At 70.7% G+C, this 26,051-nt stretch carries 24 protein-coding genes and 1 tRNA gene; 12 read left to right on the forward strand and 13 right to left on the reverse strand.

The window, feature by feature from the left end; genetic code table 11:
• Positions 1–52: 52 nt before the first annotated feature.
• Together rlmB and ABZX79_RS09545 are read left to right on the forward strand one after the other, a co-directional pair.
• On the forward strand, positions 53–1,009 hold the full coding sequence (gene rlmB, locus ABZX79_RS09540) for a 23S rRNA (guanosine(2251)-2'-O)-methyltransferase RlmB (RefSeq protein WP_355253916.1): 957 nt from the start codon (positions 53–55) through the stop codon (positions 1,007–1,009).
• A 250-nt stretch (positions 1,010–1,259) separates the two neighbouring features.
• A complete protein-coding gene (locus ABZX79_RS09545) occupies positions 1,260–2,978 on the forward strand; it encodes a DoxX family membrane protein (protein WP_355253918.1) in 1,719 nt (572 codons plus the stop codon).
• A 105-nt stretch (positions 2,979–3,083) separates the two neighbouring features.
• On the opposite strand, the gene ABZX79_RS09550 is transcribed toward ABZX79_RS09545, so the two are convergent.
• From ABZX79_RS09550 to ugpC, 3 genes are all read right to left on the reverse strand, one after another.
• Positions 3,084–3,800, reverse strand: coding sequence for a nucleotidyltransferase family protein (locus ABZX79_RS09550; protein ID WP_355254280.1), 717 nt, complete (start codon positions 3,798–3,800; stop codon positions 3,084–3,086).
• A 50-nt stretch (positions 3,801–3,850) separates the two neighbouring features.
• A complete protein-coding gene (locus ABZX79_RS09555; protein ID WP_355253920.1) occupies positions 3,851–4,270 on the reverse strand; it encodes a hypothetical protein in 420 nt (139 codons plus the stop codon).
• Between the two features lie 220 nt (positions 4,271–4,490).
• A complete protein-coding gene (ugpC, locus tag ABZX79_RS09560; protein WP_355253922.1) occupies positions 4,491–5,627 on the reverse strand; it encodes a sn-glycerol-3-phosphate ABC transporter ATP-binding protein UgpC in 1,137 nt (378 codons plus the stop codon).
• A gap of 187 nt (positions 5,628–5,814) precedes the next feature.
• Here ugpC and ABZX79_RS09565 point away from each other — a divergent pair.
• Positions 5,815–5,892: transfer RNA gene (locus ABZX79_RS09565), tRNA-Thr, on the forward strand.
• 60 nt (positions 5,893–5,952) lie between these two features.
• Here the strand turns inward: ABZX79_RS09565 and ABZX79_RS09570 are convergent.
• Positions 5,953–7,344, reverse strand: a complete 1,392-nt coding sequence (locus tag ABZX79_RS09570) for an FAD-dependent oxidoreductase (protein WP_355253924.1) — start codon at positions 7,342–7,344, stop codon at positions 5,953–5,955.
• A gap of 112 nt (positions 7,345–7,456) precedes the next feature.
• Here ABZX79_RS09570 and ABZX79_RS09575 point away from each other — a divergent pair, with 112 nt between their 5' ends.
• Entirely contained in the window at positions 7,457–8,371 is a 915-nt protein-coding gene (locus tag ABZX79_RS09575) for an aminoglycoside phosphotransferase family protein (protein WP_355253926.1), read from the forward strand.
• Positions 8,368–8,838, forward strand: a complete 471-nt coding sequence (locus ABZX79_RS09580) for a GNAT family N-acetyltransferase (protein WP_355253928.1) — start codon at positions 8,368–8,370, stop codon at positions 8,836–8,838. The genes ABZX79_RS09575 and ABZX79_RS09580 overlap by 4 nt, the downstream gene beginning before the upstream one ends.
• A 343-nt stretch (positions 8,839–9,181) precedes the next feature.
• Here the strand turns inward: ABZX79_RS09580 and ABZX79_RS09585 are convergent, their stop codons facing one another.
• Complete coding sequence (locus tag ABZX79_RS09585) at positions 9,182–9,748, reverse strand: TetR/AcrR family transcriptional regulator (protein ID WP_355253930.1); 567 nt, start codon at positions 9,746–9,748, stop codon at positions 9,182–9,184.
• 104 nt (positions 9,749–9,852) lie between these two features.
• Here ABZX79_RS09585 and ABZX79_RS09590 point away from each other — a divergent pair, with 104 nt between their 5' ends.
• Entirely contained in the window at positions 9,853–10,725 is an 873-nt protein-coding gene (locus ABZX79_RS09590) for an alpha/beta hydrolase (RefSeq protein WP_355253932.1), read from the forward strand.
• Positions 10,726–10,792: 67 nt separating this feature from the next.
• Here ABZX79_RS09590 and ABZX79_RS09595 read toward each other — a convergent pair whose 3' ends face one another.
• A complete protein-coding gene (locus ABZX79_RS09595; protein ID WP_355253934.1) occupies positions 10,793–11,803 on the reverse strand; it encodes a zinc-binding dehydrogenase in 1,011 nt (336 codons plus the stop codon).
• Positions 11,804–11,861: 58 nt separating this feature from the next.
• Positions 11,862–13,061: an FAD-dependent oxidoreductase gene (locus ABZX79_RS09600; protein WP_355253936.1), complete on the reverse strand. Its 1,200-nt coding sequence runs from the start codon at positions 13,059–13,061 to the stop codon at positions 11,862–11,864.
• A 147-nt stretch (positions 13,062–13,208) separates the two neighbouring features.
• Here ABZX79_RS09600 and ABZX79_RS09605 point away from each other — a divergent pair, with 147 nt between their 5' ends.
• The gene (locus ABZX79_RS09605) at positions 13,209–13,901 is read left to right on the forward strand and encodes a pentapeptide repeat-containing protein (RefSeq protein WP_355253938.1); all 693 of its coding nucleotides are present in this window, start codon (positions 13,209–13,211) and stop codon (positions 13,899–13,901) included.
• Positions 13,902–13,917: 16 nt separating this feature from the next.
• On the opposite strand, the gene ABZX79_RS09610 is transcribed toward ABZX79_RS09605, so the two are convergent.
• Positions 13,918–14,421, reverse strand: coding sequence for a hypothetical protein (locus tag ABZX79_RS09610; protein WP_355253940.1), 504 nt, complete (start codon positions 14,419–14,421; stop codon positions 13,918–13,920).
• A 126-nt stretch (positions 14,422–14,547) separates the two neighbouring features.
• Between ABZX79_RS09610 and ABZX79_RS09615 the strand changes: the two genes are divergently transcribed.
• Positions 14,548–15,183 (forward strand): Uma2 family endonuclease, encoded by a 636-nt coding sequence (locus tag ABZX79_RS09615; protein WP_355253942.1) that lies wholly within the window; start codon positions 14,548–14,550, stop codon positions 15,181–15,183.
• Between the two features lie 16 nt (positions 15,184–15,199).
• Here ABZX79_RS09615 and ABZX79_RS09620 read toward each other — a convergent pair whose 3' ends face one another.
• Together ABZX79_RS09620 and ABZX79_RS09625 are read right to left on the reverse strand one after the other, a co-directional pair.
• On the reverse strand, positions 15,200–15,823 hold the full coding sequence (locus ABZX79_RS09620) for a response regulator transcription factor (RefSeq protein WP_355254282.1): 624 nt from the start codon (positions 15,821–15,823) through the stop codon (positions 15,200–15,202).
• Between the two features lie 5 nt (positions 15,824–15,828).
• Positions 15,829–16,971 (reverse strand): sensor histidine kinase, encoded by a 1,143-nt coding sequence (locus ABZX79_RS09625; RefSeq protein WP_355254284.1) that lies wholly within the window; start codon positions 16,969–16,971, stop codon positions 15,829–15,831.
• Positions 16,972–17,322: 351 nt separating this feature from the next.
• Between ABZX79_RS09625 and ABZX79_RS09630 the strand changes: the two genes are divergently transcribed.
• From ABZX79_RS09630 to ABZX79_RS09640, 3 genes are all read left to right on the forward strand, one after another.
• The gene (locus tag ABZX79_RS09630) at positions 17,323–17,880 is read left to right on the forward strand and encodes a heme-binding protein (protein WP_214975918.1); all 558 of its coding nucleotides are present in this window, start codon (positions 17,323–17,325) and stop codon (positions 17,878–17,880) included.
• A gap of 44 nt (positions 17,881–17,924) precedes the next feature.
• Positions 17,925–18,575, forward strand: coding sequence for an ankyrin repeat domain-containing protein (locus ABZX79_RS09635; protein ID WP_355253944.1), 651 nt, complete (start codon positions 17,925–17,927; stop codon positions 18,573–18,575).
• A 94-nt stretch (positions 18,576–18,669) separates the two neighbouring features.
• A complete protein-coding gene (locus ABZX79_RS09640) occupies positions 18,670–20,043 on the forward strand; it encodes a M1 family metallopeptidase (protein WP_355254286.1) in 1,374 nt (457 codons plus the stop codon).
• A 12-nt stretch (positions 20,044–20,055) separates the two neighbouring features.
• On the opposite strand, the gene ABZX79_RS09645 is transcribed toward ABZX79_RS09640, so the two are convergent.
• Together ABZX79_RS09645 and ABZX79_RS09650 are read right to left on the reverse strand one after the other, a co-directional pair.
• Entirely contained in the window at positions 20,056–21,666 is a 1,611-nt protein-coding gene (locus ABZX79_RS09645; protein ID WP_355254288.1) for a M4 family metallopeptidase, read from the reverse strand.
• Between the two features lie 2,323 nt (positions 21,667–23,989).
• Positions 23,990–24,565: a TerD family protein gene (locus ABZX79_RS09650; RefSeq protein WP_355254290.1), complete on the reverse strand. Its 576-nt coding sequence runs from the start codon at positions 24,563–24,565 to the stop codon at positions 23,990–23,992.
• Positions 24,566–24,743: 178 nt separating this feature from the next.
• Between ABZX79_RS09650 and arfB the strand changes: the two genes are divergently transcribed.
• The gene (gene arfB, locus ABZX79_RS09655) at positions 24,744–25,178 is read left to right on the forward strand and encodes an alternative ribosome rescue aminoacyl-tRNA hydrolase ArfB (protein ID WP_355254292.1); all 435 of its coding nucleotides are present in this window, start codon (positions 24,744–24,746) and stop codon (positions 25,176–25,178) included.
• 47 nt (positions 25,179–25,225) lie between these two features.
• Here the strand turns inward: arfB and ABZX79_RS09660 are convergent, their stop codons facing one another.
• Positions 25,226–25,795, reverse strand: a complete 570-nt coding sequence (locus tag ABZX79_RS09660) for a flavin reductase family protein (protein ID WP_355253946.1) — start codon at positions 25,793–25,795, stop codon at positions 25,226–25,228.
• Positions 25,796–26,051 lie beyond the last annotated feature (256 nt).

A 26,051-nucleotide genomic window follows, 5' to 3' on the forward strand; every position in this document is an offset into this window, starting at 1 on the left:
CACTTTCACTTATACGTACGCACGTCTGAAGCAACGGAACAGGTAACAGGTCATGGCCGGGAACAGCCAGCGCAGGAACCGCCGCACGTCCAACAAGAAGGGCGCTACGGTCGGCAGCGGTGGCCAGCGACGCCGCGGCCTGGAAGGCAAGGGCCCGACGCCGCCCGCCGAAGCCCGTAAGAAGCACAAGAAGAACCGCATCGCCACCGCCAAGGCCAAGCAGGCCGCGGTCCGCCGCCCGGCTCCGCGCCGCGGTGGCGCGAAGGGCACGTCCGAGATGGTCGTCGGCCGTAACCCCGTCTTCGAGGCGCTGCGCGACGGCGTTCCGGCGACGACGCTGTACGTCCAGCAGTACATCGACAACGACGAGCGGGTGCGCGAGGCGCTCCAGCTCGCGGGCGAGCGCGGCAACATCAACCTGATGGAGGCCCCGCGTCCGGAGCTCGACCGGATGACGAACGGCCTGAACCACCAGGGCCTCGTCCTCCAGGTCCCGCCGTACGAGTACGCGCACCCGGACGACCTCACGGCGGCGGCGTACGACAAGCACGAGGACCCGCTGATCGTCGCCCTCGACGGCGTGACCGACCCGCGCAACCTCGGCGCGATCGTCCGCTCGGTCTCCGCGTTCGGCGGCCACGGCGTGGTCGTGCCGGAGCGCCGTGCGGCGGGCATGACGGCCGGCGCGTGGAAGTCCTCCGCCGGTACGGCGGCCCGTACGCCGGTCTCCCGTGTCACCAACCTGACGCGCGCCCTGGAGGGCTACCAGAAGGCCGGGATCACGGTCGTCGGCCTGGCGGCGGACGGCGAGCACACGGTCCAGGACCTTGAGCAGCTGGGCGGCCCGGTCGTGATCGTCATCGGCAGCGAGGGCAAGGGCCTCGGCCGCCTCGTCGGCGAGACGTGCGACTACCTGGTCCGCATCCCGATGCCGGGCGGCGCGGAGTCGCTGAACGCGGGTGTGGCGGCGGGCATCGTGCTGTGGGAAGCGGCGCAGCGCCGGCGTTGAGCGGGCAGGCGCGGGTGCGGCCCTGGCTCGCTGTGCGCCGACGGTCGGAGGCCGGCGCAGGCGGCCGAAGCCCGCGGAGCGGTGCGAGGGTGGCAGACGGTGCCGGCCGCCACACCCGCGAAGCGGCGCAGCGTCGGCGTTGAGCGGGGTTGCGGGCGGGGTCGGTTATGTCCCGGTAAGGGTGTCTTGACGGGTCTCGGACAGATCCGGAGCGTCAAGGCAGTGTCCTAAGCACACGTCACTCGGTTAGATGAGTGTGGACACCAGAACACCCGGGTTCGACGATCAGCCCGCCCTGAGCATGGTCAAGGTGCCCTGCGATCCAGCGCAGGTCATCGTCAACCACGCCAGCTTCCGCGTGCAGCTCGCCCCGGCCCAGAGCCGACGGCCCGTCCCGCCGTACGCGGGGGCGGGCGGTGTGGGCAGTGGGCTGGGGGACACGGCGCGCGTTCCCGCGATGGCCGGTGCGGCCGCGAGCCGACGCCGGGCGCCCGTTGTCTGGAGCGGGAAGTCCGAGCCGGGAGACCCCGGCGCGACCGGGCTGCTGCAGGCCGTACGCAACTCCTCCTCCGCCTCCTCAGTCGACGAGCGCGCCGACAGCGGCGCCACGCAGGTCATCCCCCGCATCTCCGTCGACGAGCAAGCCGGGAGCGCAGAGGACACCGCAGCGATCCCCACCGTCGTGGGGCCGCGCAGGTCCGAGCCGCCCATGACGCAGATGCTGCCCAGGATGAAGCAGGCCGTCGGTGCGTACGACGCCCCCGAGCGGGACGCCGACGATGCCTACGCCCGCCAGTTCGACGACGACGATTACGACGAGGACGAGTACGAGTACGGCGCGGACGGTGAGCGCGGCCGGCGCAGCGGCGCCGACGCGGTCCGGCACGCGTACTACCCCGGGCGGCGGATGAACCTCGGCGTGGTGCTCCTGCCGCTCCGGGTGTTCCTCGGCTTCATCTCCATCTACGCCGGCATGGGCAAGCTCTGCGACCCCGTCTACTTCGACGGCGGCGAGCGCGGCTCCATGGTCAAGTGGCTTACGTCGCTGCACCCCTGGGCCCTCGCGGAGCCGCTGCGCGACTTCGCGCTGAGCCACCCGGTGGGCGCCGGCCTGACCGTGGCGTTCCTCCAGGTCGTGGTCGGCGTGCTGACGGTGCTGGGACTGTGGCAGCGCGTCGCCGCCTGCTTCGGGACCCTGCTCTCCGCCGCGCTGCTCATGACGGTGAGCTGGAAGACCGTACCGGCGTACGACGCGCCCGACATCATCTACCTCGCCGCCTGGTCGCCGCTGATCATCGCCGGCGCGCCCGTCTACTCCATCGACGGCCGGCTCGCCGGCGAGGCCTGGCGCAAGCTCGGGCCGCGCTCGGAACTGTGGGAGCTGCGGCGGCGCGTACTGCGGCGCGGCGCCGTCGTGGCCACCCTGGTGGTCGGACTGACGCTGCTCATCGGCTCGATGCTGGGCGGGGCGGTACGTTCCTCGGACCTGGTGACGGTGCCGGGCCCGAACGACGACCCGACCAACCACCTCCCCGGGGCCCCGCTGCCCCAGGAGACCGGCAGCAGCACGGGCCGCGCCTCGCAGGCTCCGGCCAGCCGGAACCCCGCCCCGTCGGCGACCACTTCCGCCGGGCCGTCCGCCGGCACCACGACGCCCGGCACGGTCCGCGAGACCGGCACGGTCGGCCCGGACGCCCAGCGGCCGAGCCAGACGCAGGGCAGCACGGCCGGCCAGGCCCCGACGCAGCAGCAGCCCCCGCCCCCGCAGGCGCCCACCACCAGCGCGGGCCCGACGTCCAGCGGCGGCTCGGGCAGCGGCGGCACCACGGGCGGCGGCGGCACCACCGGCGGCGGCACGACGGGCGGTGGCACCGACGGCGGCACCACGGGCGGCAGCGGCACCGGCGGCAGTGGGGGCGGGAGCGGCGGCAGCGGCGGTGGCCGGGTGATCGGCGGCCTGCTCGGCTAGGCGACGGCGACGACGTTCCGTACGTACCGCGAAGGGCCCGGCGCACGCGATGTGCGCCGGGCCCTTCGCCGTACGGGGGAGGTGAACGCGGCGGGCGGGGCCGGGTCAGCCGCGTGCGGCCGCGAGCTCCTTCGCGGCCTCGCTCAGGTCCTTGGCGGTGTCGATGGCCCGCCAGTACGCCCCGTGGGGCAGCGGGAAGCCCGCCAGGCGGCGCTCTCGTGCCAGCCGGGGGAACGTCGTGCGTTCGTGGTCGCCGAGGTCCGGGAGAAGCCCTGTGAAGGCCGCGGAGAAGACGTACACGCCCGCGTTGATGAGATAGGGCGACGGCGGCGACTCGATGAAGTCCGTGATGTGGCCGAAGGTGTCCGTCTCGACGGCGCCCCACGGGATCCGGGGGCGGGCGAGGGCGAGGGTCGCGGTGGCGTCGCGCTCGGCGTGGAAGGCGGCCATCTCGCGCAGCGAGAAGCGCGTCCAGATGTCGCCATTGGTCGCGTACCAGGGGAGCCCGGGGTCGGGAAGGTGCGCGGCGGCGTACTTGAGGCCGCCGCCGCGGCCCAGCGGCTCGCTCTCCACCACGGTCGTGACACGCAGCGGGAGGTCGGCGGAGTCCAGCCACTGCTGGAGTACGCCGGCGAGATGGCCGCAGGAGATGACCGCGTCGGTCACGCCCTCGGCGGCCAGCCATTCAAGCTGATGGCCGATGATCGGGGTCCCGGTGCCCGGGATCTCGACCATCGGCTTGGGGCGGTCGTCGGTGTACGGGCGCAGTCGCGAGCCCTGGCCGCCTGCCAGGACCACGGCCTGCGTCGGAGACGTCGTCATACGGGTCATACGGGGCACGATATGCGGCAGCTCGGTTGCCCGGCCGCTGCTCAGCCCGTCTGCTGCGCCACGCCGGAGGCGTAGGAGGTGTCGCACACGGGGCGCGAGAACGACTGCGCGCGGGTCGGACCGTACTGCTTCACCGCGGCGCGGCCGAGCGAGCGGGCGATCGACATGCAGTGTTCGGCGAGCGAAGGACGGCGCTCGACTTCCCTCTGGAGATGCGTCAGCGCGACACCGGGGTCTTTCTCCTGGAGTTCGAGGAGCAGCTTGTCGCGCAGAATGTCCTGCGGGGCGCGGGACTTGGCGCGTACGTTTACTTTCTCGGAGGACGCAGCGGTCAGGACCTGCGACTCGGGTCCGCTCGTGGACCACGGGACACGGGCGACCGCAAGGGTCCCGGAGAGCACCAGGACGACGGGCAGGACGAGAGCGAGACTTCGGCCGATTCGGCGGGCTGTGTGGGTCACGCCAGTGAGCGTAGCGGGCAGTAATGATTTGGCGACATTTAGTCACTCTGGTGGGTGATGGTTCGATGTCATTTTTCGAATTGCGTGTTGACGAACAGAGTTCGAAATGACCGGTCTGCCGGGGTATTTGTCGACACCCGGGCGCGCGAGAAGGGCCCCGCACCACCTGGGTACGGGGCCCTTCACGCGACGTACGCCTGCTGACGTACGCGTGTTGAGGTCAGTCGCTGAGGCGCTCACCGGTCGACGAGGAGAAGACGTGCGTCTCGCCGGCGCGCGGCACGACGTGCAGCTCGGTGCCCTTGTCCGGTACGGCGCGGCCGTTGACGCGGACGACGAGGTCCTGGTGCTCGCCGCCGACCTGCGCGCTGCCGTACACGTAACCGTCGGCGCCGAGCTCCTCGACGACGTTGACGGTGACGGCGAGGCCGGCCGGGGCGTCGGCGGCGGTCTTGGTCAGCGCGGCCGCGGCCGCGCTGTTCTGCTCGACGATGTCGAAGTGCTCGGGGCGTACGCCGACCGTGACGGTCGTGTCGCCGCGGTCGGCCGCGGCGGAGAGCGCCTCGCGGGAGACCGGGACGACGCTGTTGCCGAACTTCACGCCGCCGTCGGTGATCGGGACCTCGACGAGGTTCATCGCGGGCGAGCCGATGAAGCCGGCGACGAAGAGGTTCGCGGGGCGGTCGTACATGTTGCGCGGCGAGTCGACCTGCTGGAGCAGACCGTCCTTCAGTACGGCGACCCGGTCGCCCATCGTCATGGCCTCGACCTGGTCGTGCGTGACGTACACGGTGGTGATGCCGAGGCGGCGCTGGAGCGAGGCGATCTGCGTGCGGGTCGAGACGCGGAGCTTGGCGTCGAGGTTCGACAGCGGCTCGTCCATGAGGAAGACCTGCGGCTCACGCACGATGGCGCGGCCCATCGCGACGCGCTGGCGCTGACCGCCGGAGAGGGCCTTCGGCTTACGGTCCAGGTACTCGGTGAGGTCGAGGATCTTCGCGGCCTCTTCGACCTTCTTGCGGATCTCGCTCTTGTTCACGCCGGCGATCTTGAGCGCGAAGCCCATGTTGTCGGCGACGGACATGTGCGGGTACAGCGCGTAGTTCTGGAACACCATGGCGATGTCCCGGTCCTTCGGCGGCAGGTGGGTGACGTCGCGCTCACCGATACGGATGGCGCCACCGTTGACGTCCTCAAGACCCGCGAGCATGCGCAGGGAGGTCGACTTGCCGCAGCCTGAGGGACCGACGAGGACGAGGAACTCGCCGTCCTCGACGTGAAGCTCGAGCTGGTCGACGGCGGGCTTGGTGGACCCCGGGTAGATCCGGGTGGCCTTGTCGAACGAGACAGTTGCCATGGTGATGTTCTCCTTCACCGGCAGGAACGTGCCGGACGATCCGAGTAAGGGAGTGATGTGGTGTGGTCTGGTCCACTAGAGCGAACCTGCCGTGACGCTACCTGGCGATGCCCGTCCTGTCAGTAGCCGGAAGGCGACGAAAATGTTGGCAGGGGTGCCGGGCGATCCGGTTAGACTGCTCTGACGCGCCTCCTTAGCTCAGTCCGGCCAGAGCAACGCACTTGTAATGCGTAGGTCGTCGGTTCGAATCCGACAGGGGGCCCCAGCAGGGAAAACGCCCCGGACTTTCACAGTCCGGGGCGTTTTTTTCTGCAAAGGGTGGTGCTCAGTGGCGGCCGGCGATGCGGTTGGCCGCCTTCGCTATGGGGTCCGTGTCGGTCGTACGGCCGGAGGCTTCGCGGCGGTCCGCCGTGCGGTAGGCGGCGTACATGGCCTGGACTCCTAGCCAGCGGAAGGGTTCCGGCTCCCACTTGCGGACCTTGTGGTTGACCCAGGGGAGGGTGGTCAGGTCGGTGGGGCCGCCCTGGCCGGAGTCCTGCTGGATGAGGTCGCGCAGGGTGCGGGCGGCGAGGTTCGTCGTGGCTACGCCGCTGCCTACGTAGCCGCCCGCCCAGCCGATGCCGGTCGAGCGGTCGAGGGCGACGGTCGAGCACCAGTCGCGGGGGACGCCGAGCACGCCCGACCAGGCGTGGGCGATGGGGATGCCCGCCGTGGTGGGGAAGAAGCGGGTCAGGATCTCGCGCAGGGCCTCGATGGTGGCGGGCTGGGTGCGGCCGTCATTGTCGGTGCGTGAGGCGTAGCGGTACGGGACGCCTCGGCCGCCGAGGGCGATGCGGTCGTCGGCGGTGCGCTGGGCGTACATGTAGGCGTGGGCCATGTCGCCGAGGGTCTCGCGGCCGTCCCAGCCGATCGTTTCCCAGGTGGACTGGGGGATGGGGTCCGTGACGATCATCGAGGAGTTCATCGGGAGCCAGGTGCGGCGCTGGCCCTTGAGGCCGGCAGTGAAGCCCTCGGTGCAGCGCAGGATGTACGGGGCGCGGACCGTGCCGTAGGGGGTTATGGCGTGTTTGGGCTTGATCTCCGTGACGGGGGTGGATTCGTGGATCGTTACGCCCAGGGATTCGACTGCCGTGGCCAGGCCCTTGAGGAGTTTGACCGGGTGCAGGCGGGCGCCGTGCGGGGTCCACGTGGAGCCGACGGCTCCCGTTACCCGGATGCGGTCGGCGGTCTCGCGGGCGCCGTGGAGGGTGCGTTCCTTCTCGCCGAAGGCGATCTCGGCGGCGTGGAAGTGCTTGAGGCGGGCGAGTTGGGCGGGGGTGTAGGCCACTTCGAGTACGCCGCCGTGGTGGATGTCGGCGTCGATGTTCTCGGCGGCGGCGGTGTTGATGACCTCGGTGACCGTGTCGTTCATCGCCTGCTGGAGGCGGACGGCGGCGTCGTGGCCGTGGAGCTTGGCGTAGCGGTCGCGGCCCGCGATGCCGTTGTAGAGCCAGCCGCCGTTGCGGCCGGAGGCGCCGTAACCGCAGAACTTGCCTTCCAGGACGGTGATGTTGAGGAAGGGGACGGCCTTCTTCAGGTAGTACGCCGTCCAGAGTCCGGTGTAGCCGCCGCCGACGATGCAGACGTCGGCCGTCGCGTCGCCGGGCAGGGGCTCGCGGGGGTCGGGTATGCCTTCGTTCGCGTACCAGTAGGAGATGCCGCCGTTGACGGTGCTCATGGTGTCTGTTGCCCCTGCGTTCGTTTCGTTTCGGTGCTGGCCAGTGGTGGTGGCGCGGAACGCTAGCGGGCGGGGGTGGGGTGCGGCAATGCGTGGTCTTAGGATCCGGGGCGTGATCGTGATTCCGGAAGCTCTGGCCGTGACGCAGGTGGAGTTCAACGGGGAGGCGGGGCGGGAGTGGATCGCCGCGCTGCCGGGGGAGGTGGCGGCGTACCTGGAGCGGTGGGGGCTGCGGCTCGCCGGGCCGTCGATGCACGGCGCCGCCTCGCTCGTGCTGCCGGTGGAGCGGGCCGACGGGACGCCGGCGGCTCTGAAGCTGCAGCTGCTGGACGAGGAGAGTGCGGGGGAGGCCGCGGCGCTGCGGGCGTGGGGCGGGGACCGCGTGGTGCGGCTGCTGGAGCACGACGAGGTGAGTGGCGCCATGCTGCTGGAGCGGCTGGACGCCGGGAGGCATCTGTCGGTGGTGCCGGACACCATGGCCGCGGTGCGGGTGCTCGCGGAGCTGCTGGTGCGGCTGAACGCGGTGGCCGCGCCCGAGGGCGTACGCCGCCTCGGGGACATCGCGGGGGCGATGCTCGACGACGTACCGCAGGCGGTGAAGGCGCTCGCGGATCCGGCGGAACGGCGGCTTCTTGAGCAGTGCGCGGGGGCGGTGCGGGAGGTCGCGGGGGAGCCGGGTGGGCAGCTTCTGCACTGGGATCTGCATTACGACAACGTGCTCGCGCCGCTGCCGGGGTCGGGGCGAACTGAGCCTTGGGTGGTGATCGACCCGAAGCCGCTGGTGGGGGATCCGGGGTTCGAGCTGCTGCCGGCGCTGGTGAACCGTTTCGACGAGGGGCAGGTGCTGAGGCGCTTCGACCTGATGACGGAGGTGCTGGGGCTGGATCGGGGGCGGGCGCGGGCTTGGACGCTCGGTCGCGTGCTTCAGAACTGTCTTTGGGAGGTGGAGGAGGAAGAGGAGGGGGAGGGGGAGTTGGTGGGGGAGCAGGTGGCTGTCGCGCGGGCGTTGCTTACGCTGCGGGGATGATTCGAAACGCGACACCTGCTGATGTGCCGGTTATTCACGAGATGGTCCGCGAGCTCGCGGAGTACGAGAAGGCGCTGCATGAGGCGCGTGCGAGTGAGGAACAGCTGCGCGAGGCCCTGTTTGGGGAGCGGCCGGCTGCGTACGCGCATGTCGCGGAGACGGAGGAGGGGGAGGTGGTCGGCTTCGCGCTGTGGTTCTTGAACTTCTCCACTTGGCGTGGGGTGCACGGGATTTACCTGGAGGACTTGTACGTGCGGCCCTCGCAGCGCGGGGGTGGGCACGGGAAGGCGCTGCTGGCGTCGCTGGCGCGGATTTGTGTGGAGCGGGGGTACGAGCGGCTTGAGTGGTCTGTCCTGGACTGGAACGAGCCGTCGATCAACTTTTACCGGGGGTTGGGCGCGGAGCCGCAGGACGAGTGGACGGTTTACCGGCTGACGGATGGGGCGTTGGCGGAGTTGGGCGGGTAGTTGGGTGGGGGTGGTGTGGGGGTGCGGGTGCGCCGTGCGGTGCGCGGTGCGGTGCGGGTGCCTGCGGCGCTTTCCCCTACCCGCCCCTTCCCGAAACTGGGGCGCTGCCCCAGACCCCGGTCCTCAAACGCCGGACGGGCTGGAGGGGCGGGGGTAGCGGGGGTGGCTGGGGCTCTGCCCCCGGCCTGGTCCTCAAGCGCCGGGCGGGCTGGAGTGGCCGGGGAAAGCTGGGGCTCCGCCCCGGGCTCCGGTCCTCAGACGCCGGGCGGGCGGGGGTGGCTGGGGCTTCGCCCCGGGCTCCGGGGCTTAAGCGGCGGAGGGGCTGGAATTGCCGCTCGGCTCGTCAAGTCGCCGCGTCCAGGAGCACCGTCGCCGCCGCGCGGGCTTGGCGGGCCGGGGCCGGAGAGCCCGTGATGCCTGCCGTCGCCATCGCGCCGTTGGCCAGGACGGCCAGCTGGGCGGAGAGGTCGGCCGCGCGCTCGCGAGGTACGCCTGCCGCCGCCACCTGCTCGGCGAAGTGGTCCTGGAGTGAGCGCTTGTTGGCGCGGGCGACGTCTGCGACGCCTTGCGAGACGCCGCCCATCTCGCCGAAGGCGTTGATGAACACGCAGCCCCTGAACGTGGGCTGGGCGAACCAGTCGTCGAGGTAGTCGAAGACCGCGAGGACGCGCTCGCGCGGGGTCTCGCGCGCGGCGGTGTACTGCTCGATTCCGCTGCGTACGCTCTCGTCCCGGCGGCGCAGCACCGCTTCCAGCAGGTCGTCCTTGGACGGGAAGACCTGGTAGAGGCGCTTGAGTGACACGCCGGACGCGGAGCGGATGGCGTCCATGCCGACGGCCTGTACGCCGCGTTCGTTGAAGAGGGTCTCGGCCGCGTCCAGCAGGCGCGCCTCCGCGGTTTCCGCGTCCATTCCTCGATCACCTCTTGCGTGGAGAACCATCGTTCTCGTACTGTACACCGCATCGGGAGAACGATCGTTCTCTGCTGTCCCACGTCCGCTGCCCGGGAGTAGTTGTGTCTGTGTTCGGTACGCGCCACCACACCATCGACATCGACGGCCTGGAGGTCTTCTACCGCGAGGCGGGCGACCCGTCCCGCCCCACGCTCGTCCTGCTGCACGGCTTTCCGTCCAGCTCGCACATGTACCGGGGCCTGATCGCCGAACTCGCCGACGAGTTCCACCTGATCGCCCCCGACCACATCGGCTTCGGACACTCCGCCGCCCCGGATGTCGGTGAATTCACGTACAGCTTCGAGAAATTGACCGAGGTCACGCTGGCGCTGCTGGAGAAGGTGGGGGTGGATCGGTTCGCGCTGTACATCCATGACTACGGCGCGCCGATCGGGCTGCGCATCGCGAGCCGCGAGCCTGAGCGCGTCACCGCGATCGTCACGCAGAGCGGCAACGCCTACATGGAGGGCTTCACGCCCTTCTGGGACGTCCTGTTCGCGCACGCCAAGGACCGCGACGCGCACGAGCCCGCGGTGCGCGAGCTGCTCACCGCCGAGGCGACCAGGTGGCAGTACGAGCACGGGGTGCCGGCGGACCGGCTCGACCGGATCGGTCCCGAGACCTGGACGCTGGACCAGGCCGGGCTCGACCGGCCGGGGAACAAGGAGATCCAGCTTCAGCTCTTCTGGGACTACCAGTTCAACGTCGGTGGCTATCCGGCCTTCCAGGAGTATTTCCGTACGCACCGGCCGCCGACGCTCGTCGCCTGGGGGCGGGGCGACGAGATCTTCCGGCCGGCGGGCGCGGAGGCGTTCGCCAAGGACCTGCCGGACGCGCGGATCCATCTGCTCGACGCCGGGCATTTCGCGCTGGAGACGCACGGCGAGGAAATTGCCGCTCTGGTACGGGACTTCCTGCGGGGCGTGCGTCGCTGACGCGGGTGGCGGTGGCGGTGGCGGCGGCGGCCCGGCCCTTGTACGGGCCGCCGTCCGTTGGGGTGCACTACGGAACGAGGACGACCTTGCCCATCGTGCCGCGCGTCTCCAGGGCGCGGTGGGCCGCCGCCGCCTCCGCGAGAGGGAAGCGCTGGACCGCCGGGACCAGGCGCCCGGCCGCCGCCTCCGCCAGGGCCCGGTTCTCCAGGGTGCGTACGGGGTTGTCGCCGCCGGCCTTGCCCAGCATCGCCGGGCCGAGTACGCCCTCGGAGGTGATGCCGCGCTCGGCGAGCTCCTCGTCGGTGAAGGTGAGCGGGGAACCGTCGTGCAGACCGTCCGACGACCAGCCGAAGACGACGTGCTTTCCGCCCTTGCCGAGGAGATCCACGGCGGCGCGGCCGGTGTCCCCGCCGACCGAGTCGAAGACGACGGTGGCGGGGCGGTCGTGGGCGTCCAGGTACGCGCGTACTCGCTCCGGCCAGTCGGGCTGCTTGTAGTCGACGGCGAGGTCGGCGCCGTTCTCCTGTACGCGGGCGACCTTGGCGGGGCCGCCGGCCAGGCCGATGACGGTGCCGCCGGCGTTCTTCACGTACTGGACGAGGAGCGTGCCGATGCCGCCGGCGGCCGCCGGGACGATGGCCACGGTGTCGGCCGTCACGTCGGTGAACTGGAGGATGCCCATGGTGGTGCGGCCGGTTCCGATCATGGCGACGGCCTGGGCCTCGTCGAGGTTCTCCGGGATTTCCTGGAGGCGCTCGGCGTCGGTGACGGCCAGCTCGGCGTAACCGCCGGGGTTCATGCCGAGGTGGACCACTACGCGCTTGCCGAGCCACGACGGGTCGGTGCCCTCGCCGAGCGCGTCGACCGTACCGGCGACCTCGCGGCCGGGGATGGTGGGCAGCTCGACGGGGGCGGGGAAAGGGCCGGGCCGGCCCTCGCGGAGAGCGGTGTCGAGCAGGTGCACGCCGGCCGCCGCTACGGTGATGCGGACCTGGCCGGGGCCGGGGGGCGGGTCTGCGGTTTCCTCGTACGTGAGGTTCTCGGCGGGGCCGTAGGCGTGAAGGCGGACTGCGTGCATGGCGGGCTCCTCGGGATCCTCGGGTTTGTTGATCTGCGACTGGGCCCAGGCTCGTGCCTCAAGCGCGGTTGAGGTCAAGCCCTTCGCGGCCTTCGCGGCCGGTGATTTTTTTGGCCCTCAGCGCGAGCGTGGCCGCCTCCAGGCCGCTGTTGAAGGCCACCTCCGCCAGCAGGCCCGGCGCGGCCACTTGGTCGCCGGCGAGGAACACGCCGTTGCCCCGGTTGATGGCGGGGCGGTCCCGCCAGGTGGTGCCGGGCCGGTCGAGTGCGCCCGTACGGCCTGCGGCAACGGCCTCGCGCCGCCAGGTGGTGCGCTCGCGCCAGCCGGGGAAGCCGAGGTCGAGCAGGCGCTCCGCGCGCGCGATGCCGTCCGCCTTGGACTCGTGGGGCGCGATCGGGAACTGGCTCTGGACGAGCTGTTCGCCTGCTGGGGCGAGGGTGGGGTCCTGGGCAGTGAACCGTTCGATCCAGCCGGGCGCCTCCAGGTCGGAGATGACGAACGGGTCGCCCTTGCGCGTCCTGACGGCCAGATCGAACAGCACCGTACGCCCGCTGTCCCAGGTGAGGGTGGCGTCGTCGTCGCCGAGGAGCCTGCGGGCCGCTTCCAGAGACGTCGCGACGATCACCGGGCCGCCGTTCTCGGGCAGGGCGGTGACGCGTTCCGTCGTCTCGATCCGTACGCCGAGATTCCAGGCCCTCGCGGCCATCCGGTCGACGACCGACGCCCAGCCGCCGCGCGGGTAGTGCGCCTCGGGCGGAAGCTTGACGACGCGCCGCAGCCGCTCCTGCACGAAGGGGGCGGAGAGGGAACCGGGGTCGTGGTGGAAGAGGGCGACCGCCATGTAGTTGGCTGCCGCGCGCGCCCCGGCCTCGCCCACCTGGCCGGTGGCCCAGGTGAGGAAGTCGGCGTCCACGGGGGCCTTCGCCGTGGAGCGCAGGCCCAGCTTCACCATCGCGAGCGGCGGGGTCCGGCGCAGGGCGCCGCCCCGGTGGAAGCGGAAGCGGGCGCCTTCGAGCGGGGGCACGGCCATGACCGGGCCGAGCAGGTCGCGCTGGTTGAGCCAGGACCAGAGCGGCCCGCCGTTGTAGAGGGCGTGCGGGCCCTCGTTGGTCTTGTACGGGCCCTCGGCGGTGCGGGCGCGCCCGCCGAGGGTGTGGTGGGCCTCGTACAGGGTCACCTTGGCGCCTGATTCGGCCGCTGTGATCGCCGCGGTGAGGCCGGCGACGCCGCCGCCGATGACGGTGATGTGGGGGCGCATCTTGCTGGTCTCCTTGCCGTCGTTGGTCGCTCTCGCTGGTGGTGACGGATGGCGGGGGCGGGGATGTGACATGGGGCTGTGACATGGGGCGGGGAGGCGGCGGGTGCTGCCGGGGGGATTGTCAGTGGGGTGGTCCAGCATGGGTGGATGGCACGGAACGCGAGCACCAACGCAAGGAAGTCCAAGGGCGTCCAGCCCGTACGGCGCCCCGAGGTGCGGCTGCCGCCGCTCGCGCCGTTCGGGCCCGGTGAGCTGGAGTCGGAGGGGGACTACGACGGGCTCGAGTTCCGGGACCTCGACCTGGGGGGCCAGGAGGGGCGCGGCGCCCGCTTCATGGACTGCGGTCTGTACGGCGTCGCGCTCGACGAGACCAGGCTGAGCCGGGCGCGCATCATCGACTCGTTGCTGGACGGGGTACGGGGTGTGGGCACGGACCTGGCCGAGGCGTCACTGCGCGACGTGGAGGTGACCGACGCCCGGCTCGGCGGGGTCCAGCTGCACGCGTCGTCCCTGGAGCGGGTGCTGGTGCGGGGAGGGAAGATCGACTATCTGAATCTGCGCAGGGCGCGTCTGAAGGACGTCGTCTTCGAGGGGTGCGTGCTGGTCGAGCCGGACTTCGGCGGGGCGCGTCTGGAACGGGTGGAGTTCCGCGACTGTGTGCTGCGGCGGGCGGATTTCAGCTCGGCGACGATGGCCGACGTAGATCTGCGTACGGTCGCGGAACTGGACATCGCGCGGGGCGTGGACCGGCTGGCGGGCTCGGTGATCAGCCCGTCCCAACTCATGGAACTGGCACCGGCGTTCGCGGCGCAGATCGGGGTGCGGGTGGAGAGCGACTAGGGCCGGCCGGACGGTCCTAGGCGGGCAGGCGGGGGAAGCGGGCCTGGAGGCCCCAGATCGCCGGGTTGTCGGCGAGGCCGTCGTGCATGTCGGTGAGGTCCGCGATCAGGTCGTGCAGGAAGTCGCGGGCCTCGCGGCGCAGCAGCCGGTGGCTGAAGGTGATCGGGGGCTCCTCGACCGGCATCCAGTCGGCCGCGATGTCGACCCAGCCGAAGCGGCGCTCGAAGAGCATCCGGTCCGTCGACTCGGTGAAGTCCAGCTCGGCGAACTGCGGCTTGGCGGAGCGGCTGCCGCGCGGGTCCTGGTCGAGCTGCTCGACGATGTCGCACAGCGCCCAGGCGAAGTCGAGCACGGGAACCCATCCCCAGGCTGTGGACACTTCCCGGTCGGCCTTGGTGTCGGCGAGATAGACGTCCCCGCAGAAGAGGTCGTGCCGCAGGTCGTGGACGCCGGCGCGCCGGTAGTCGGTCTGCGGGGGGTCCGGGAAGCGGCGGGAGAGGGAGTAGCCGATGTCGAGCACGTAGCCGATGGTGTCATGCCACCTGCAGAAACGTCACCGCTCACACGTTCGGGTGAGCGGATCCGGGTTCGGGCCGAGGGGTGGGGCATACGCTGGCAATGTCGCGCTGCGCGAAGGAGGTCCGACATGGCACTGCCTGTTCCCGAGTACGAGCCGTATGAGGCCGAGGCCGACGAGGTCGACTATCGGGACTTGGTCAAGTACAAGGACAAGGTCCCGGGCATGACGGTGGAGGAAGCCTTCGACGTGTTCAGTGCGACCGCCCCCGAGGGGTGGCGCGTGGAGTTGATCGAAGGGGAGATCCACGTGACGCCTCCCGCCAATGGCGAGCATGAAGAGATCGTGTCCGAGGTTTCGGGGCAGGTCGTCGTCCGGCGCAAGGACCCGCGGCTGCGCGTCTACACCGGGATCGGGCTGTTCCTTCCGGGAGCGTCGGTGAGCGGCAAGGTCGAACCGGACGTGGTCATCGCCCCGAAGGGAAGCTTCGCGGACCAGATGGAGTACCACGACCCCTCCCCAGTCCTGCTGGTCGCCGAGGTGACCTCGCGTTCCACCGCCGGCAACGACCGCGTCAAGAAGATCCGGGGCTATGCACGCGCCGGCATCCCCGTGTATCTGCTCATCGACCGGGAGGCCGAGAAGGCGGTCGTGTGCACGGAGCCCGCCGGTGAGGACTACACCAGCAAGGTCCCGTACAAGCTGTCGGAGACCATCCCGCTGCCCGAGCCACTGGGTTTTGACCTGGACACCAGCGAGTTCTGACCCGCGAGGCGTACCGCTACGGCAGCAGGCGTTGTTCCTTCGCCACCGCTACCGCGCCCGACCGCGTGTCCACGCCGAGCTTGGCGTAGATGCGGCCCAGGTGGGTCTTCACCGTCGCCTCGCTGATGAACAGCGCGCGGGCGATCTCGCGGTTGCCCAGGCCGTGGGCCAGCTGGCCGAGGATGTCCGTCTCGCGTTCCGTCAGGGTCGGCCGGGCCGCGCCGCGCATGCGGTCCATGACGCGGCTGGCGACCGGTGGGGAGAGTGTTGTGCGGCCCTGGGCGGCCGAGCGGATCGCGGTGAAGAGCTCCTCGGGGCGTTCGGCCTTGAGCAGGTAGCCCGTCGCGCCCGCCTCGATCGCACGCGTGATGTCCGCGTCCGTGTCGTAAGTGGTGAGGACGAGGACGTGGACGCCGGTCGGGGCGATGCGGCGGGTGGCCTCCACGCCGTCGATGCCGGTCCCCAGCTGGAGGTCCATGAGGACGACATCCGGGTTCAGCTTGGCGGCCAGCGCCACCGCCTCCTCGCCGCTGCCCGCCTCGCCGACGACCTCGATGTCCGGTTCGCTGCCCAGCAGGGCGAGCAGTCCGGCGCGTACGACCACGTGGTCGTCGCAGAGCAGGATGCGGACCGGCGTCATCGGGTTCATGGCTGGGGCTCCAGGGGGATCGCGGCGGAGAGCACGGTGCCCTCGCCGGGCGCCGACTCGATCGTCAGGGTGCCGCCGAGCTGGCGTACGCGGGCGCGCATCGCGGGCAGGCCGTGGCCGCGTACGCCGGGAGTGGCGGATGGGATCTCGTCGAAGGGGAAGCCCGTGCCGTCGTCGGCGATGTCCAGGACCACCTGGTCGCCCAGGTACGTCAGCGTCAGGGCCGCCGCCTGCGCGTGCGCGTGTTCGCGTACGTTCGCCAGCGCGCCCTGCGCGATCCGCAGCAGCGCCGACTGCACCCGGTCCGGCAGCGCGGCGACCGGCGCCCCGTCCACCCGGAACGCGGCGGACTCCCGGGCGGCGAGCATCCGCAGCGCCTCCTCCAGACTGCCGCCCTCCGCCAGGTCGGCGGGGGCCAGGTCGTGGACGAAGCGCCGCGCCTCGGCGAGGTTGCGCTCCGCGATGGACTCGGCCGTACGGACATGGCGGCGCGCCGTCGCCGGATCGGCGTCCCACTGCCGGTCCGCTGCCTGGAGCAGCATCTGCTGGCTGGACAGGCCTTGCGCGAGGGTGTCGTGGATCTCCATGGAGAGGCGCTGGCGTTCGGCCAGCGTGCCTTCGCGGCGCTCGGTCGCGGCCAGTTCGCGGCGCGTACGGATCAGGTCGTCGATCAGCGCGCGTTGGCGGGCCGCCTGCCGCTGCATGTGTACGAAGAACGCGGTCGCGACGGCCGCCACGGCGGGCGGCGCCAGCACCAGGTTCGGGTCGAAGCCGCCGCGCGACAGCTGGAGCTGGGCGGTGACGACGAACACGGTGAGCAGGCCGACCAAGACCAGTGCGGCGCGGGACGGGAGCGTACGCAGCCCGGTGTAGAAGAGCGGCACCGCACACCACGCGAAGCTCGGCGCCAGCACCACGAGCACCATCCAGACGGCGACGACCCCGCCCAGCCAGAACAGCCGGCGGGGCGTGGGGCGGGCGGCGCCGGGGGCGGCGGGGCCCAGGACGGGGCCGAGTACGTACAGCAGGGCCAGCGTGATGCTCAGCGCGATGATCCACGGCGTGCGGGCCTCGCCGGGGTGCCGCAGCAGGAACCGGGCCAGCGAGGCGCCGAGCAGCAGGAAGAACGCCACGTGCATGACGGGGGCGAGCCAGCGGGCATCGGGGTCGGGCTGCCGCGGCCGCTCCTCGGTCCTGTGCTCGTGTTCCTGCTGCACCACTCGCTCCTCGCTGACCTGCGCCTACGTCCCCATGGTGACCCGGTGGGACCAGACCCGCATCAACCGATCGGCTGACGGAGAGGTCGACCGTCCCGCACGCCGTATGCAGCCGGTACGCCGACGGTACGGGCCCGGAAGCGGCCGGAGGATCGATAGCAGAGCCGAGTGGGGCGGAAGAAGGTCCCACCAAGGCCCACCACGGTCCCACCACGGTCCCACCACGGTCCCACCACGGTCCCACCACTCAAGACCTTCCCCAGGAGTCCCGCCATGAAGAAGCTTTCGCTGCGCACCCGTGTCCTGACCGGCGCCGTCGCCGCTGCCGCCCTCAGCGCCGGCACCTTCGGTGCGATGTCCGCCAACGCCACCGAGCCCGCCGCCGCGCCGGCCGTCGCCGTACAGGCCGACACCGCCAACAAGAACCTCCAGCAGTCCACCCACCTGACGATCGCCGCCGCCACCGAGGCCGCGCAGGCCACGCTGGACGCCGCCGAGAACGAGAACCAGCGCATCACCGTCGCCGTCGTCGACCGCAACGGCAACACCATCGTCACGCTGCGCGGCGACGGTGCCGGCCCGCAGTCGTACGAGTCCGCCGAGCGCAAGGCCTTCACCGCCGTCTCGTGGAACGCGCCCACCTCCGAGCTGGCCAAGCGCCTCGCCCAGGCCCCGAACCTGAAGGACATCCCCGGCACGCTCTTCCTCGCGGGCGGTGCCCCGGTGCAGGTCAAGGGCGCGCCGATCGCGGGCATCGGTGTGGCGGGCGCGCCGAGCGGCGACCTGGACGAGAAGTTCGCGCAGGCGGGCGTCGCGGCGCTGGGCAAGTAAGGCCGGGCAAGTAAGCAAGTACGTACGCACGTAAAGGCCTCCACATGAACCTGAACCCTGCCGAGCGCCGGCTCCTCGACTCCGCCGCTCGCGGAGACGCGGCCGGTGTCCGGGCCGCCATCGACGAGGGCGCCCGCGTCGAAAGCCGTGACGAGGAGCTGCGCACCCCGCTGCTGCTCGCCTCGCTCGGCAGTCATGTGGAGGCGGCCACGCTGCTGGTCGCGGCGGGGGCGAACCCGGACGCACAGGACCGGCGCGAGGACAGCGCCTGGCTGGTCACGGGCGTGACCGGCAGCGTGCCGATGATGCGGGCCCTGCTGCCCGCCGGGCCCGACCTCAAGCTGTGCAACCGCTTCGGCGGGATCTCCCTGATCCCGGCGTGCGAGCGCGGTCACGTCGATTACGTACGGGCGGTGCTGCGTGAGAAGGACATGGTGGCCGAGGTCGACCACGTGAACCGGCTCGGCTGGACCGCACTGCTGGAGGCCGTGATCCTCGGCGACGGCGGCCGTACCCACCAGGAGATCGTCGAGCTGCTCCTCACGGCGGGCGCGACCCCGGACCTCCCCGATGCCGACGGGGTCACGCCGCTGGCCCACGCGGAACGCCGGGGCTTCGACGGCATGGCGGGCCTGCTGCGGGCGGTCACGGGACGGCTTGGGCGCGACCGTGTGGGCGGCACATTTCGCGCATAGGATCATCTGTGTGGATCAATGGACTCGCGTACGTGTACGCCGAACAGTTCCCGCCGTCGCCGGAGCTGTCGCCGCTGCCACTGCCGCTGCCACGCTGCTCGGGTCGCTCACGTCCTGCACAAGTCTCGGCGGGCTCGGCGGCGTCAGCGGTACACCGGGCGCCTCGGGCGTCCGCGACCCGTACTTCCCCAGACTCGGCAACGGCGGCTACGACGTCCAGCACTACGCCTTGACTCTGGACTACGCCCCGGAACGTGGTGACCGTGGAGGTTCCGCAGGCCGCCTCACCGGCACCGCCGAGATCACCGCCCGCGCCACCCAGGACCTGAGCGCCTTCAACCTCGACCTCCACGGCCTGGACGTCTCGTCCGCGACCGTGGAGGGTGCCGAGGCCGCCGTCAGCCGCGCGGGCAACGAGCTGACGCTGCGCCCCGACAGCGACCTGACCGAGGGCGAGACCTTCACGACCGTCGTCCGTTACTCCGGCAACCCCGCCACCATCACCGACGCCGACGACTCGCAGGAGGGATGGCTGACCACGGTGGACGGCGCGGTCGCGCTCGGTCAGCCGACCGGGTCTATGGCGTGGTTCCCCGGGAACCACCACCCCAGCGACAAGGCGTCGTACGACATCACGGTCACCGTTCCCAAGGGCCTGAAGGCCATCTCCAACGGCGAGTTGAAGAGCGAGCGAGGAGCCAAGGGCGGCCGTACGGCCTTCGCCTGGCACAGCGGCGAGCCGATGGCCAGTTACCTCGCCACCGTCGCGATCGGGGCGTACGAGACGAAGACCTCACGCACACCGTCGGGCGTGCCCGTCTACACAGCCGTCGACCCGACGGTCGCCAAGGGCAGCGCCAAGGTCCTGGCCACCGTCCCGGACGTCATGGAGTGGGGCGTCAAGAACTTCGGTCCGTACCCCTTCTCCTCCACGGGCGCGATCGTCGAGCGTGGCAACGACTCGGCGTACGCCCTGGAGACGCAGACCAAGCCGGTTTTCCCGGGCGCGCCCGACCAGGGACTGCTTGTCCACGAGCTCGCACACCAGTGGTTCGGCAACTCGGTTACGCCCGAGTCCTGGCGTGACATGTGGCTGAACGAGGGATTCGCGACGTACGCGGAATGGATGTGGGCCGAGGACTTCGACAACATCCCGGTGGGCGCCAGCTTCCGCCGGGCCTTCGGCGCGAAGGCCAACTGGGCTTTCCCGCCGGCCAATCCGCCCACTGCGGCCCACATTTCGGACGAGCCCGTCTACGGGCGCGGCGCCATGGTGATTCACAAGATCCGTGAAGCGGTGGGCGACGATGCCTTCTTCGACATCGTGCGCGGCTGGACCGCCGCCCACCGCCACGGCAATGCGTCGACGGACGACTTCACGGCGTACGTCGAGAGGAAGTCCGGCAAGGACTTGAAGGACGTGTGGGACACCTGGCTCTACGGCCAGGACAAACCGTCGGTTGGTTGACGTCAGTTGACGTCAGCTGACGTTGATGGCGGTCCAGGTGGCGGCGACCGCCTGATACTCCGCGCTGCTCGCTCCGTACAGGTCGCCGGTCGCCTTGAGGGTCGCGGTCCGGGCGCCCGCGTAGTCGGTGGACGAGGTCATGTAGGTGGAGAGGGCCTTGTACCAGATCTTGTACGCCTTGACGCGGCCGATGCCGGTGAGTGTGGAGCCGTTGGCGGTCGGCGAGTCGTACGCGACGCCGTTGATCGTCTTCGCGCCGCTGCCCTCGGAGAGAAGGTAGAAGAAGTGGTTGGCGGGGCCTGAGGAGTAGTGCACGTCGAGGCGGCCGACGTTCCGCGACCAGTAGTCGGCGGAGTTGCCGTCGCGGCTGGGCCTGTCCATGTAGCGCAGCGGCGTGCCGTTGCCGCGGATGTCGATTTCCTCGCCGATGAGGTAGTCGCCGGTGTCGTTGCTGTTGGCGGCGTAGAACTCGACGGAGGTGCCGAGGATGTCGCTGGTGGCCTCGTTGAGGCCGCCGGACTCGCGGCTGTAGCGGAGGCCGGCGGTGGCGGAGGTGAGGCCGTGGGTCATCTCGTGGCCGGCGACGTCGATGGAGGTGAGCGGCTTCTGGTTGGCGGCTCCGTCGCCGTACGTCATGCAGAAGCACTGGTCGGACCAGAAGGCGTTGACGTACGCGTCGCCGTAGTGGACGCGGGAGTACGCCGCCACACCGTCGCCGCGGATGCCGTTGCGCTGGAGTTCGGTCTTGTAGAAGTCCCAGGTGAGGGCGGCGCCGTAGTGGGCGTCGACGGCGGCGGTCTGGCGGTTGGTGGGCGTGCCGTCGCCCCAGGTGTCGTCGGCGTCGGTGAGGAGGGTGCCGGTGCCGGTGGTGCCCTGGTTGAGGTCGTACGTCTTGTGGCCGCCGCGGGTGCTGTCGGTGAGTGCGAAGCCGGAGCCGCCGGGACCGGGGGAGGTGCCGAGGGGGACGGTTCCGCTGTACTGGCCGGTGCCGGAGCCGGTCTCGATGGCTTCGAAGTCGTACAGCTTCTTGCCGGTGGCGGCGTCGGTGATGACGTGGAGTTCGCTGGGGGTGCCGTCGTGCTGGAGGCCGGTGACGACGGTCTCGTGGGCGAGGACGGGCTTCGACCCGTTCCCGGCCCACAGGACCTTGCGGGGAGCCTTGGCCTTCGTGTCCTTCTCGCCGGAGGCGGCGAGGGCGGCCTTCTTGGCGGAGGCGGTGGATATCGAGGCGCCCGTCGAGGGCACGGCTATCCGGGCCTTGTTCGCCTTGTCGACGCCCTTGTGGGCGCCGCCCTTCGCGGTGTGGACGACGAGGTCGCCGCCAAGGACGGGCAGCCCTTCGTACGTCCGCTCGTAACGGGTGTGGACGGTGCCGTCGCGGTCCTTGACGACGTCACGGACGACGAGCTTCTCCTTGGAGCCGAGCCCGAGCTGGTCTGCCGTGGCGTCGGCGCCGGCCTGCGCGTCCTTGATGGCGGCGGCCCGCTGCGGGGCAGTGAGCGGCACGGCGGTAGCGGCGGTGGCGCTGGCGCTCGCGCTGGCGCGGTCTGTCGTACGGTCCGCTGCTTCGGGGGCGGCGGTGGCGGAGCCAGCCGACCCGGCCTGGACACCGACGACGACCATGGCGGCCGACGCGGCGAGCGCGGCGGCGCGGAGCGCGGTCTTGCGGGGGGTGGAGCGCGGGGTGGCGCGGGGCGCGGGGGGAGTGGGGGACTGCAGTCTCACTCGGACTCCTTCGTCAACATCCGGCCGTGGGGGGCGGCGCGGAGAGAGAGTGTCACCGAGTAATCCGTCATTGACAGGGTCTCGACAAAGCTTGACCGGTTCTTGTCCGAAAGGTGCGTACCTCTGTCCGTTAACCGGGCACCGGCTTGTTGCGCGGGGGCGGGGCAGCTTGGCCGGGGTCGGGCTCACCCGAACCAAGGCTTGCTTCTGGGGGTTTCGGGCCGTCCCGAGCGCTCGAGTGTCGGTGGGCCGTGACGCCGCGTCAAGGGCGCTCCCTACGGTCGCGTCGCTGCGCGAGAGCCCTGCGGGCTCCCCTTGACCCGCCGCCCCGGCCCACCGCTAACGCTTATACGGGGACGGCCCAAAGAAAAACGCCCTGCACGGGGGCTGGGGGAGTGGCACGGGTCGGCTCGGTGGCCGTCGGCCGAGTGGGTGGGGCGCGGTCTGTTGAGGGGGCGGCTCGGCCCCAGGCTCAGCGACTGCAGGAACGGCCGCTGGTGCGACCTTCCCATTCCCACGCACACGACCACCCACGACGGGCGGCTGGCCGGCCTGCCGGGTCGACCTGCGGACTGTCCCGCCTGCGGGTGGGGCGCGGCAGTTGAATGGGGTGACTCGGGCGGTTCGGCGTCCGCCCCCGCCCGGTGGTCGGCTCGGCCGCAAGCACGTGGTGGGTGTGGGTGGGTGGAGGGGCGCCCAGGGGCGCGGAGTCCTGCCGATGGTCCGGCCGGACAGACAGCTAGCGCGGCCGCGCGGCCGCTGGGGTGGGCCCGACGTTCACGCTGGGGCTCGGCGGCACTCGGCGGGACTTGAGGGGGCATGAGGGGGCTCGGTGGTCCGAATCCCTCACATGACGACCTCACATGCCCATTTCGCCCCACTTTCAACGCGTAAGGGCGGGCTGAGTGGGCGTCATGTGAGGGATTCGGTCCATGCGATGCCCGGCCGGCCACGTCAGCCTCCACCGACACACGGTTGGGCCGTGGGGAAGCTTGCTTTCGTCGTTGGTGGGTTCGGCCCGGTCTGGGGTGTTGGAATGCGACGAACCCGGCACTTGGCGAGCTCTGACGCGCCTCCAGTCCCATCTGTCTCAGCTGTCTTGTTTGCGGTCATCGCGGGGGTGTTTCGACCCGCTGGCGGGGAGGGTGGTGAGTCGGTCGGCCCAATCACCCGGTTCGAGGTCTTGGAGCGCTATTGACGGGGCACTTGATGGCCGCCAACGCTCGCGTGTTGGATGGCGGGCTGGGGCGTTCGTTCCGCTGCGGGCTCGAGCGCACACCGGCCCGGCTGGGGGTGTCTCGGAACGCGACGAACTCAGCGTTTGATGAATCCCAGCACCCCTCCCGTCCCACCGGTCTCAGCCGTATCGCTTCCGGCCGTCACGGGAGCCCTTCGGTCGTGGTGGGTGGGGTTCGCTTGCTCCGACGGCCCGCTCGGGGCCTGGTGCGCAACGAACCCGGTACTTGACGAGCCGCAACGCCCCTCCAGCCCCACCCGTCTCAGCCCTGTCGTTTCCGGCTCTCACGGGAGCGTTTCGACCCACATCCTGACTCGGGCGACGGAAGGCGGCTCGTGTGATTCATTTGCGGGGATGGGCAGGCGCAGTCGGTGCCTCACCACCCATCCACATCAGCAACCCGCTTGAGGCTTCGCCGATCACCGGTCGGGGTGGACGCCGAACCGGCCCGAGTCACCCCATGCAACTCCGCGCCCCACCCGCAGGCGGGATAGTCCGCAGGTCGACCCGAACGGCCGGCCACCTGCCGACATGGGTGACTCGTGTGCGTGGGAATGGGGATGTCGCACCAGCGGCCGTTCCCGTCGGCCGCTGAGCCTGGGGCCGCACCGCCCCCTAGACGTCGTGCGCCCCAATCACCGAGCCCGTCGGTCGGCAGCGGCACAGCAGCCACTCCCCGGAGTTTCCCCGTGGGCTCCCCCCGGGGGCCGCCCCCCAGAAGCATTGCGGCGGAGGGTCGGCGGTCAAGGGAGAAGCGGAGCGGAATCGCCGTAGGCGACGCGACGTAGGAGCGCCCTTGAGGGGCGGGCCTCCGGCGCCACACTTACGTGTGGCGGCCCCCATCGCAGACGCGACCAACGCTCCGGGGCGCACGAAGCCCCGGGCAACGCAGCAGGGCCCCGGCCGAAGCCAGGGCCCTGCTCAACAGGCCTGCATCTGCACCTGCACCTGCACCTACAACGTGCCCTGCAAGCTGAGGTGCAGTTAGATGTTGACGCCGAAGTCCGACGCGATGCCCGTCAGGCCGGACGCGTAGCCCTGGCCGACCGCGCGGAACTTCCACTCCGCGCCGTTGCGGTAGAGCTCGCCGAAGACCATCGCGGTCTCGGTGGCGGCGTCCTCGCTCAGGTCGTAGCGGGCGATCTCGGTGCCACCGGCCTGGTTGACGATGCGGATGTACGCGTTGCGCACCTGGCCGAAGTTCTGGCTGCGGGTCACGGCGTCGTAGATCGAGACCGGGAAGACGATCTTGTCTACGTCGGCCGGCAGGGCCGCCAGGTTGACGTTGATCGCCTCGTCGTCGCCCGCGCCTTCGCCACTGCGGTTGTCACCGGTGTGGACGATGGTCTGGTCCGGCGTCGCCTTGTTGTTGAAGAAGACGAAGTGACCGTCGGAGTAGACCTTGCCGGTCGGGTTGACCGCGATCGCGGACGCGTCGAGGTCGAAGTCGGTACCGGTGGTCGTACGGACGTCCCAGCCGAGGCCCACCGTGACGGCGGTCAGGCCCGGGGCCTCCTTGGTGAGCGAGACGTTGCCGCCCTTGGACAGACTTACAGCCATCGAGATGTCCTCTTCCTTGGAGTCGTGCGGGCCGGTCGGACCCGTGAGGTCCGAAGCTACCCTCACCCGCTCTAACGCCAACAGGCCGCCGCAAGGTTCCAGGTCTCCACGGGAATCCGGCTCCACGGAAACGTCTCCACGGAAAAGTGGGTGACGCGGTGGGTGAGAACACGGGATCATTGGACTCATGTCCGGGCCTCATGTCATTCGCGGTGCTGTCTCCCTGCCGGAGGCAGAGCTCATGTGGCGTTTCTCCAGGTCCTCCGGACCCGGCGGCCAGCACGTCAACACCACCGACTCCCAGGTGGAACTCCGCTTCGACCTGGCGAAGACCGAAGCGCTGCCCCCCGTCTGGAAGGAGCGCGCGCTGGAGCGGCTCGCCTCCCGGCTGGTGGGCGGCGTCGTCTCCGTACGGTCGTCCGAGCACCGCTCCCAGTGGCGCAACCGCGAGACCGCTCTCGTCCGGATGGCGGCCCTGCTCGCCGAAGCGACCGCCCCGCCGCCCAAGCCGCGCCGGGCCAAGAAGATTCCACGGGGCATCAACGAGCGTCGTCTGCGGAACAAGAAGGCACGCAGTGAGACCAAGCGCGGCCGCTCGGGCGGCTGGGACTAGCAGGGACTGGCCCCGGACTGCCCGGACCGCCCCGGACCGCCCCGCGATTAGCCCAAGTGCCGGTAGCGGCCCTTGAAGTACGCCAGTGGGCCGTCGTCCCCGCTCGCCACGTCCACCTCCAGCACCCGGCCGATCACCAGCGTGTGGTCCCCCGCGACCACCCGCTGCTCCGTCCCGCACTCCACCACCGCGAGCGCTCCGCCGATCAGCGGGGCCCCGGACGCAGTGCCGCGCGTGTGTGGGATGTCCTCGAACAGCAGGCGGTCGCTCAGCCGGCCCTTCATCGCGAACCGTCCCGCGATGTGCCGCTGGCTCTCCGACAGGAGTGAGACCGCCCACAGCGGCTGCTCCGCCAGCAGATCGTCCATGCGTGAGCCGTTGCGTACGCTCACCATCACCAGCGGCGGGTCCAGCGACACCGACATGAAGGCCGTCGCCGTCATGCCGACGTCCTCACCGCGCGCCCCACTGTCCGGATCGTGTGCGGTCACGAGGGTCACGCCCGCCGTGAAGCGGGACATAGCGGCCCGGAACTCTTCGCTGCTCACCCCCTCAGGATGGGGGATGGAGGCAGCGGGCTGGGTGGAGGGCTGGGTGGAGGTCGTCGTTTGGAACACACAGGGAACGCTATGCCCGCGGCTCCCGTCGCCACCATCGGGCATTGGGACCAGTACGCTCCCCTCCCGGTCCTAGGACCGGCTCCGGCTCCGGCTCCGGCTCCGAGCCCAGGTCTCAGCGCAGCTCGTGTCCGTATTTGCGTTCAAAAAACCTTTGGAGCGCTCCCAGCCACCTCACCCAGCCATTCGCTACCCTTCACCACCTGACGTGACTTGAGTCACAGAGCCCAGTAATTGCTGACCCTGTGTACCGAGT

The sequence above is a fragment of the Streptomyces sp. NPDC002994 genome, from assembly GCF_040611155.1.
Taxonomy (GTDB): Bacteria; Actinomycetota; Actinomycetes; order Streptomycetales; family Streptomycetaceae; genus Streptomyces.

Coding starts and splice junctions, on each gene's coding strand:
- rlmB (WP_355253916.1), top strand. CDS start 53: ATGGCCGGGAACAGCCAGCGCAGGAACCGCCGCACGTCCAACAAGAAG.
- ABZX79_RS09545 (WP_355253918.1), top strand. CDS start 1,260: ATGAGTGTGGACACCAGAACACCCGGGTTCGACGATCAGCCCGCCCTG.
- ABZX79_RS09550 (WP_355254280.1), bottom strand. CDS start 3,800: ATGACGACGTCTCCGACGCAGGCCGTGGTCCTGGCAGGCGGCCAGGGC.
- ugpC (WP_355253922.1), bottom strand. CDS start 5,627: ATGGCAACTGTCTCGTTCGACAAGGCCACCCGGATCTACCCGGGGTCC.
- ABZX79_RS09570 (WP_355253924.1), bottom strand. CDS start 7,344: ATGAGCACCGTCAACGGCGGCATCTCCTACTGGTACGCGAACGAAGGC.
- ABZX79_RS09580 (WP_355253928.1), top strand. CDS start 8,368: ATGATTCGAAACGCGACACCTGCTGATGTGCCGGTTATTCACGAGATG.
- ABZX79_RS09585 (WP_355253930.1), bottom strand. CDS start 9,748: ATGGACGCGGAAACCGCGGAGGCGCGCCTGCTGGACGCGGCCGAGACC.
- ABZX79_RS09595 (WP_355253934.1), bottom strand. CDS start 11,803: ATGCACGCAGTCCGCCTTCACGCCTACGGCCCCGCCGAGAACCTCACG.
- ABZX79_RS09600 (WP_355253936.1), bottom strand. CDS start 13,061: ATGCGCCCCCACATCACCGTCATCGGCGGCGGCGTCGCCGGCCTCACC.
- ABZX79_RS09605 (WP_355253938.1), top strand. CDS start 13,209: ATGGCACGGAACGCGAGCACCAACGCAAGGAAGTCCAAGGGCGTCCAG.
- ABZX79_RS09615 (WP_355253942.1), top strand. CDS start 14,548: ATGGCACTGCCTGTTCCCGAGTACGAGCCGTATGAGGCCGAGGCCGAC.
- ABZX79_RS09620 (WP_355254282.1), bottom strand. CDS start 15,823: ATGACGCCGGTCCGCATCCTGCTCTGCGACGACCACGTGGTCGTACGC.
- ABZX79_RS09625 (WP_355254284.1), bottom strand. CDS start 16,971: ATGCACGTGGCGTTCTTCCTGCTGCTCGGCGCCTCGCTGGCCCGGTTC.
- ABZX79_RS09630 (WP_214975918.1), top strand. CDS start 17,323: ATGAAGAAGCTTTCGCTGCGCACCCGTGTCCTGACCGGCGCCGTCGCC.
- ABZX79_RS09635 (WP_355253944.1), top strand. CDS start 17,925: ATGAACCTGAACCCTGCCGAGCGCCGGCTCCTCGACTCCGCCGCTCGC.
- ABZX79_RS09645 (WP_355254288.1), bottom strand. CDS start 21,666: ATGGTCGTCGTCGGTGTCCAGGCCGGGTCGGCTGGCTCCGCCACCGCC.
- ABZX79_RS09650 (WP_355254290.1), bottom strand. CDS start 24,565: ATGGCTGTAAGTCTGTCCAAGGGCGGCAACGTCTCGCTCACCAAGGAG.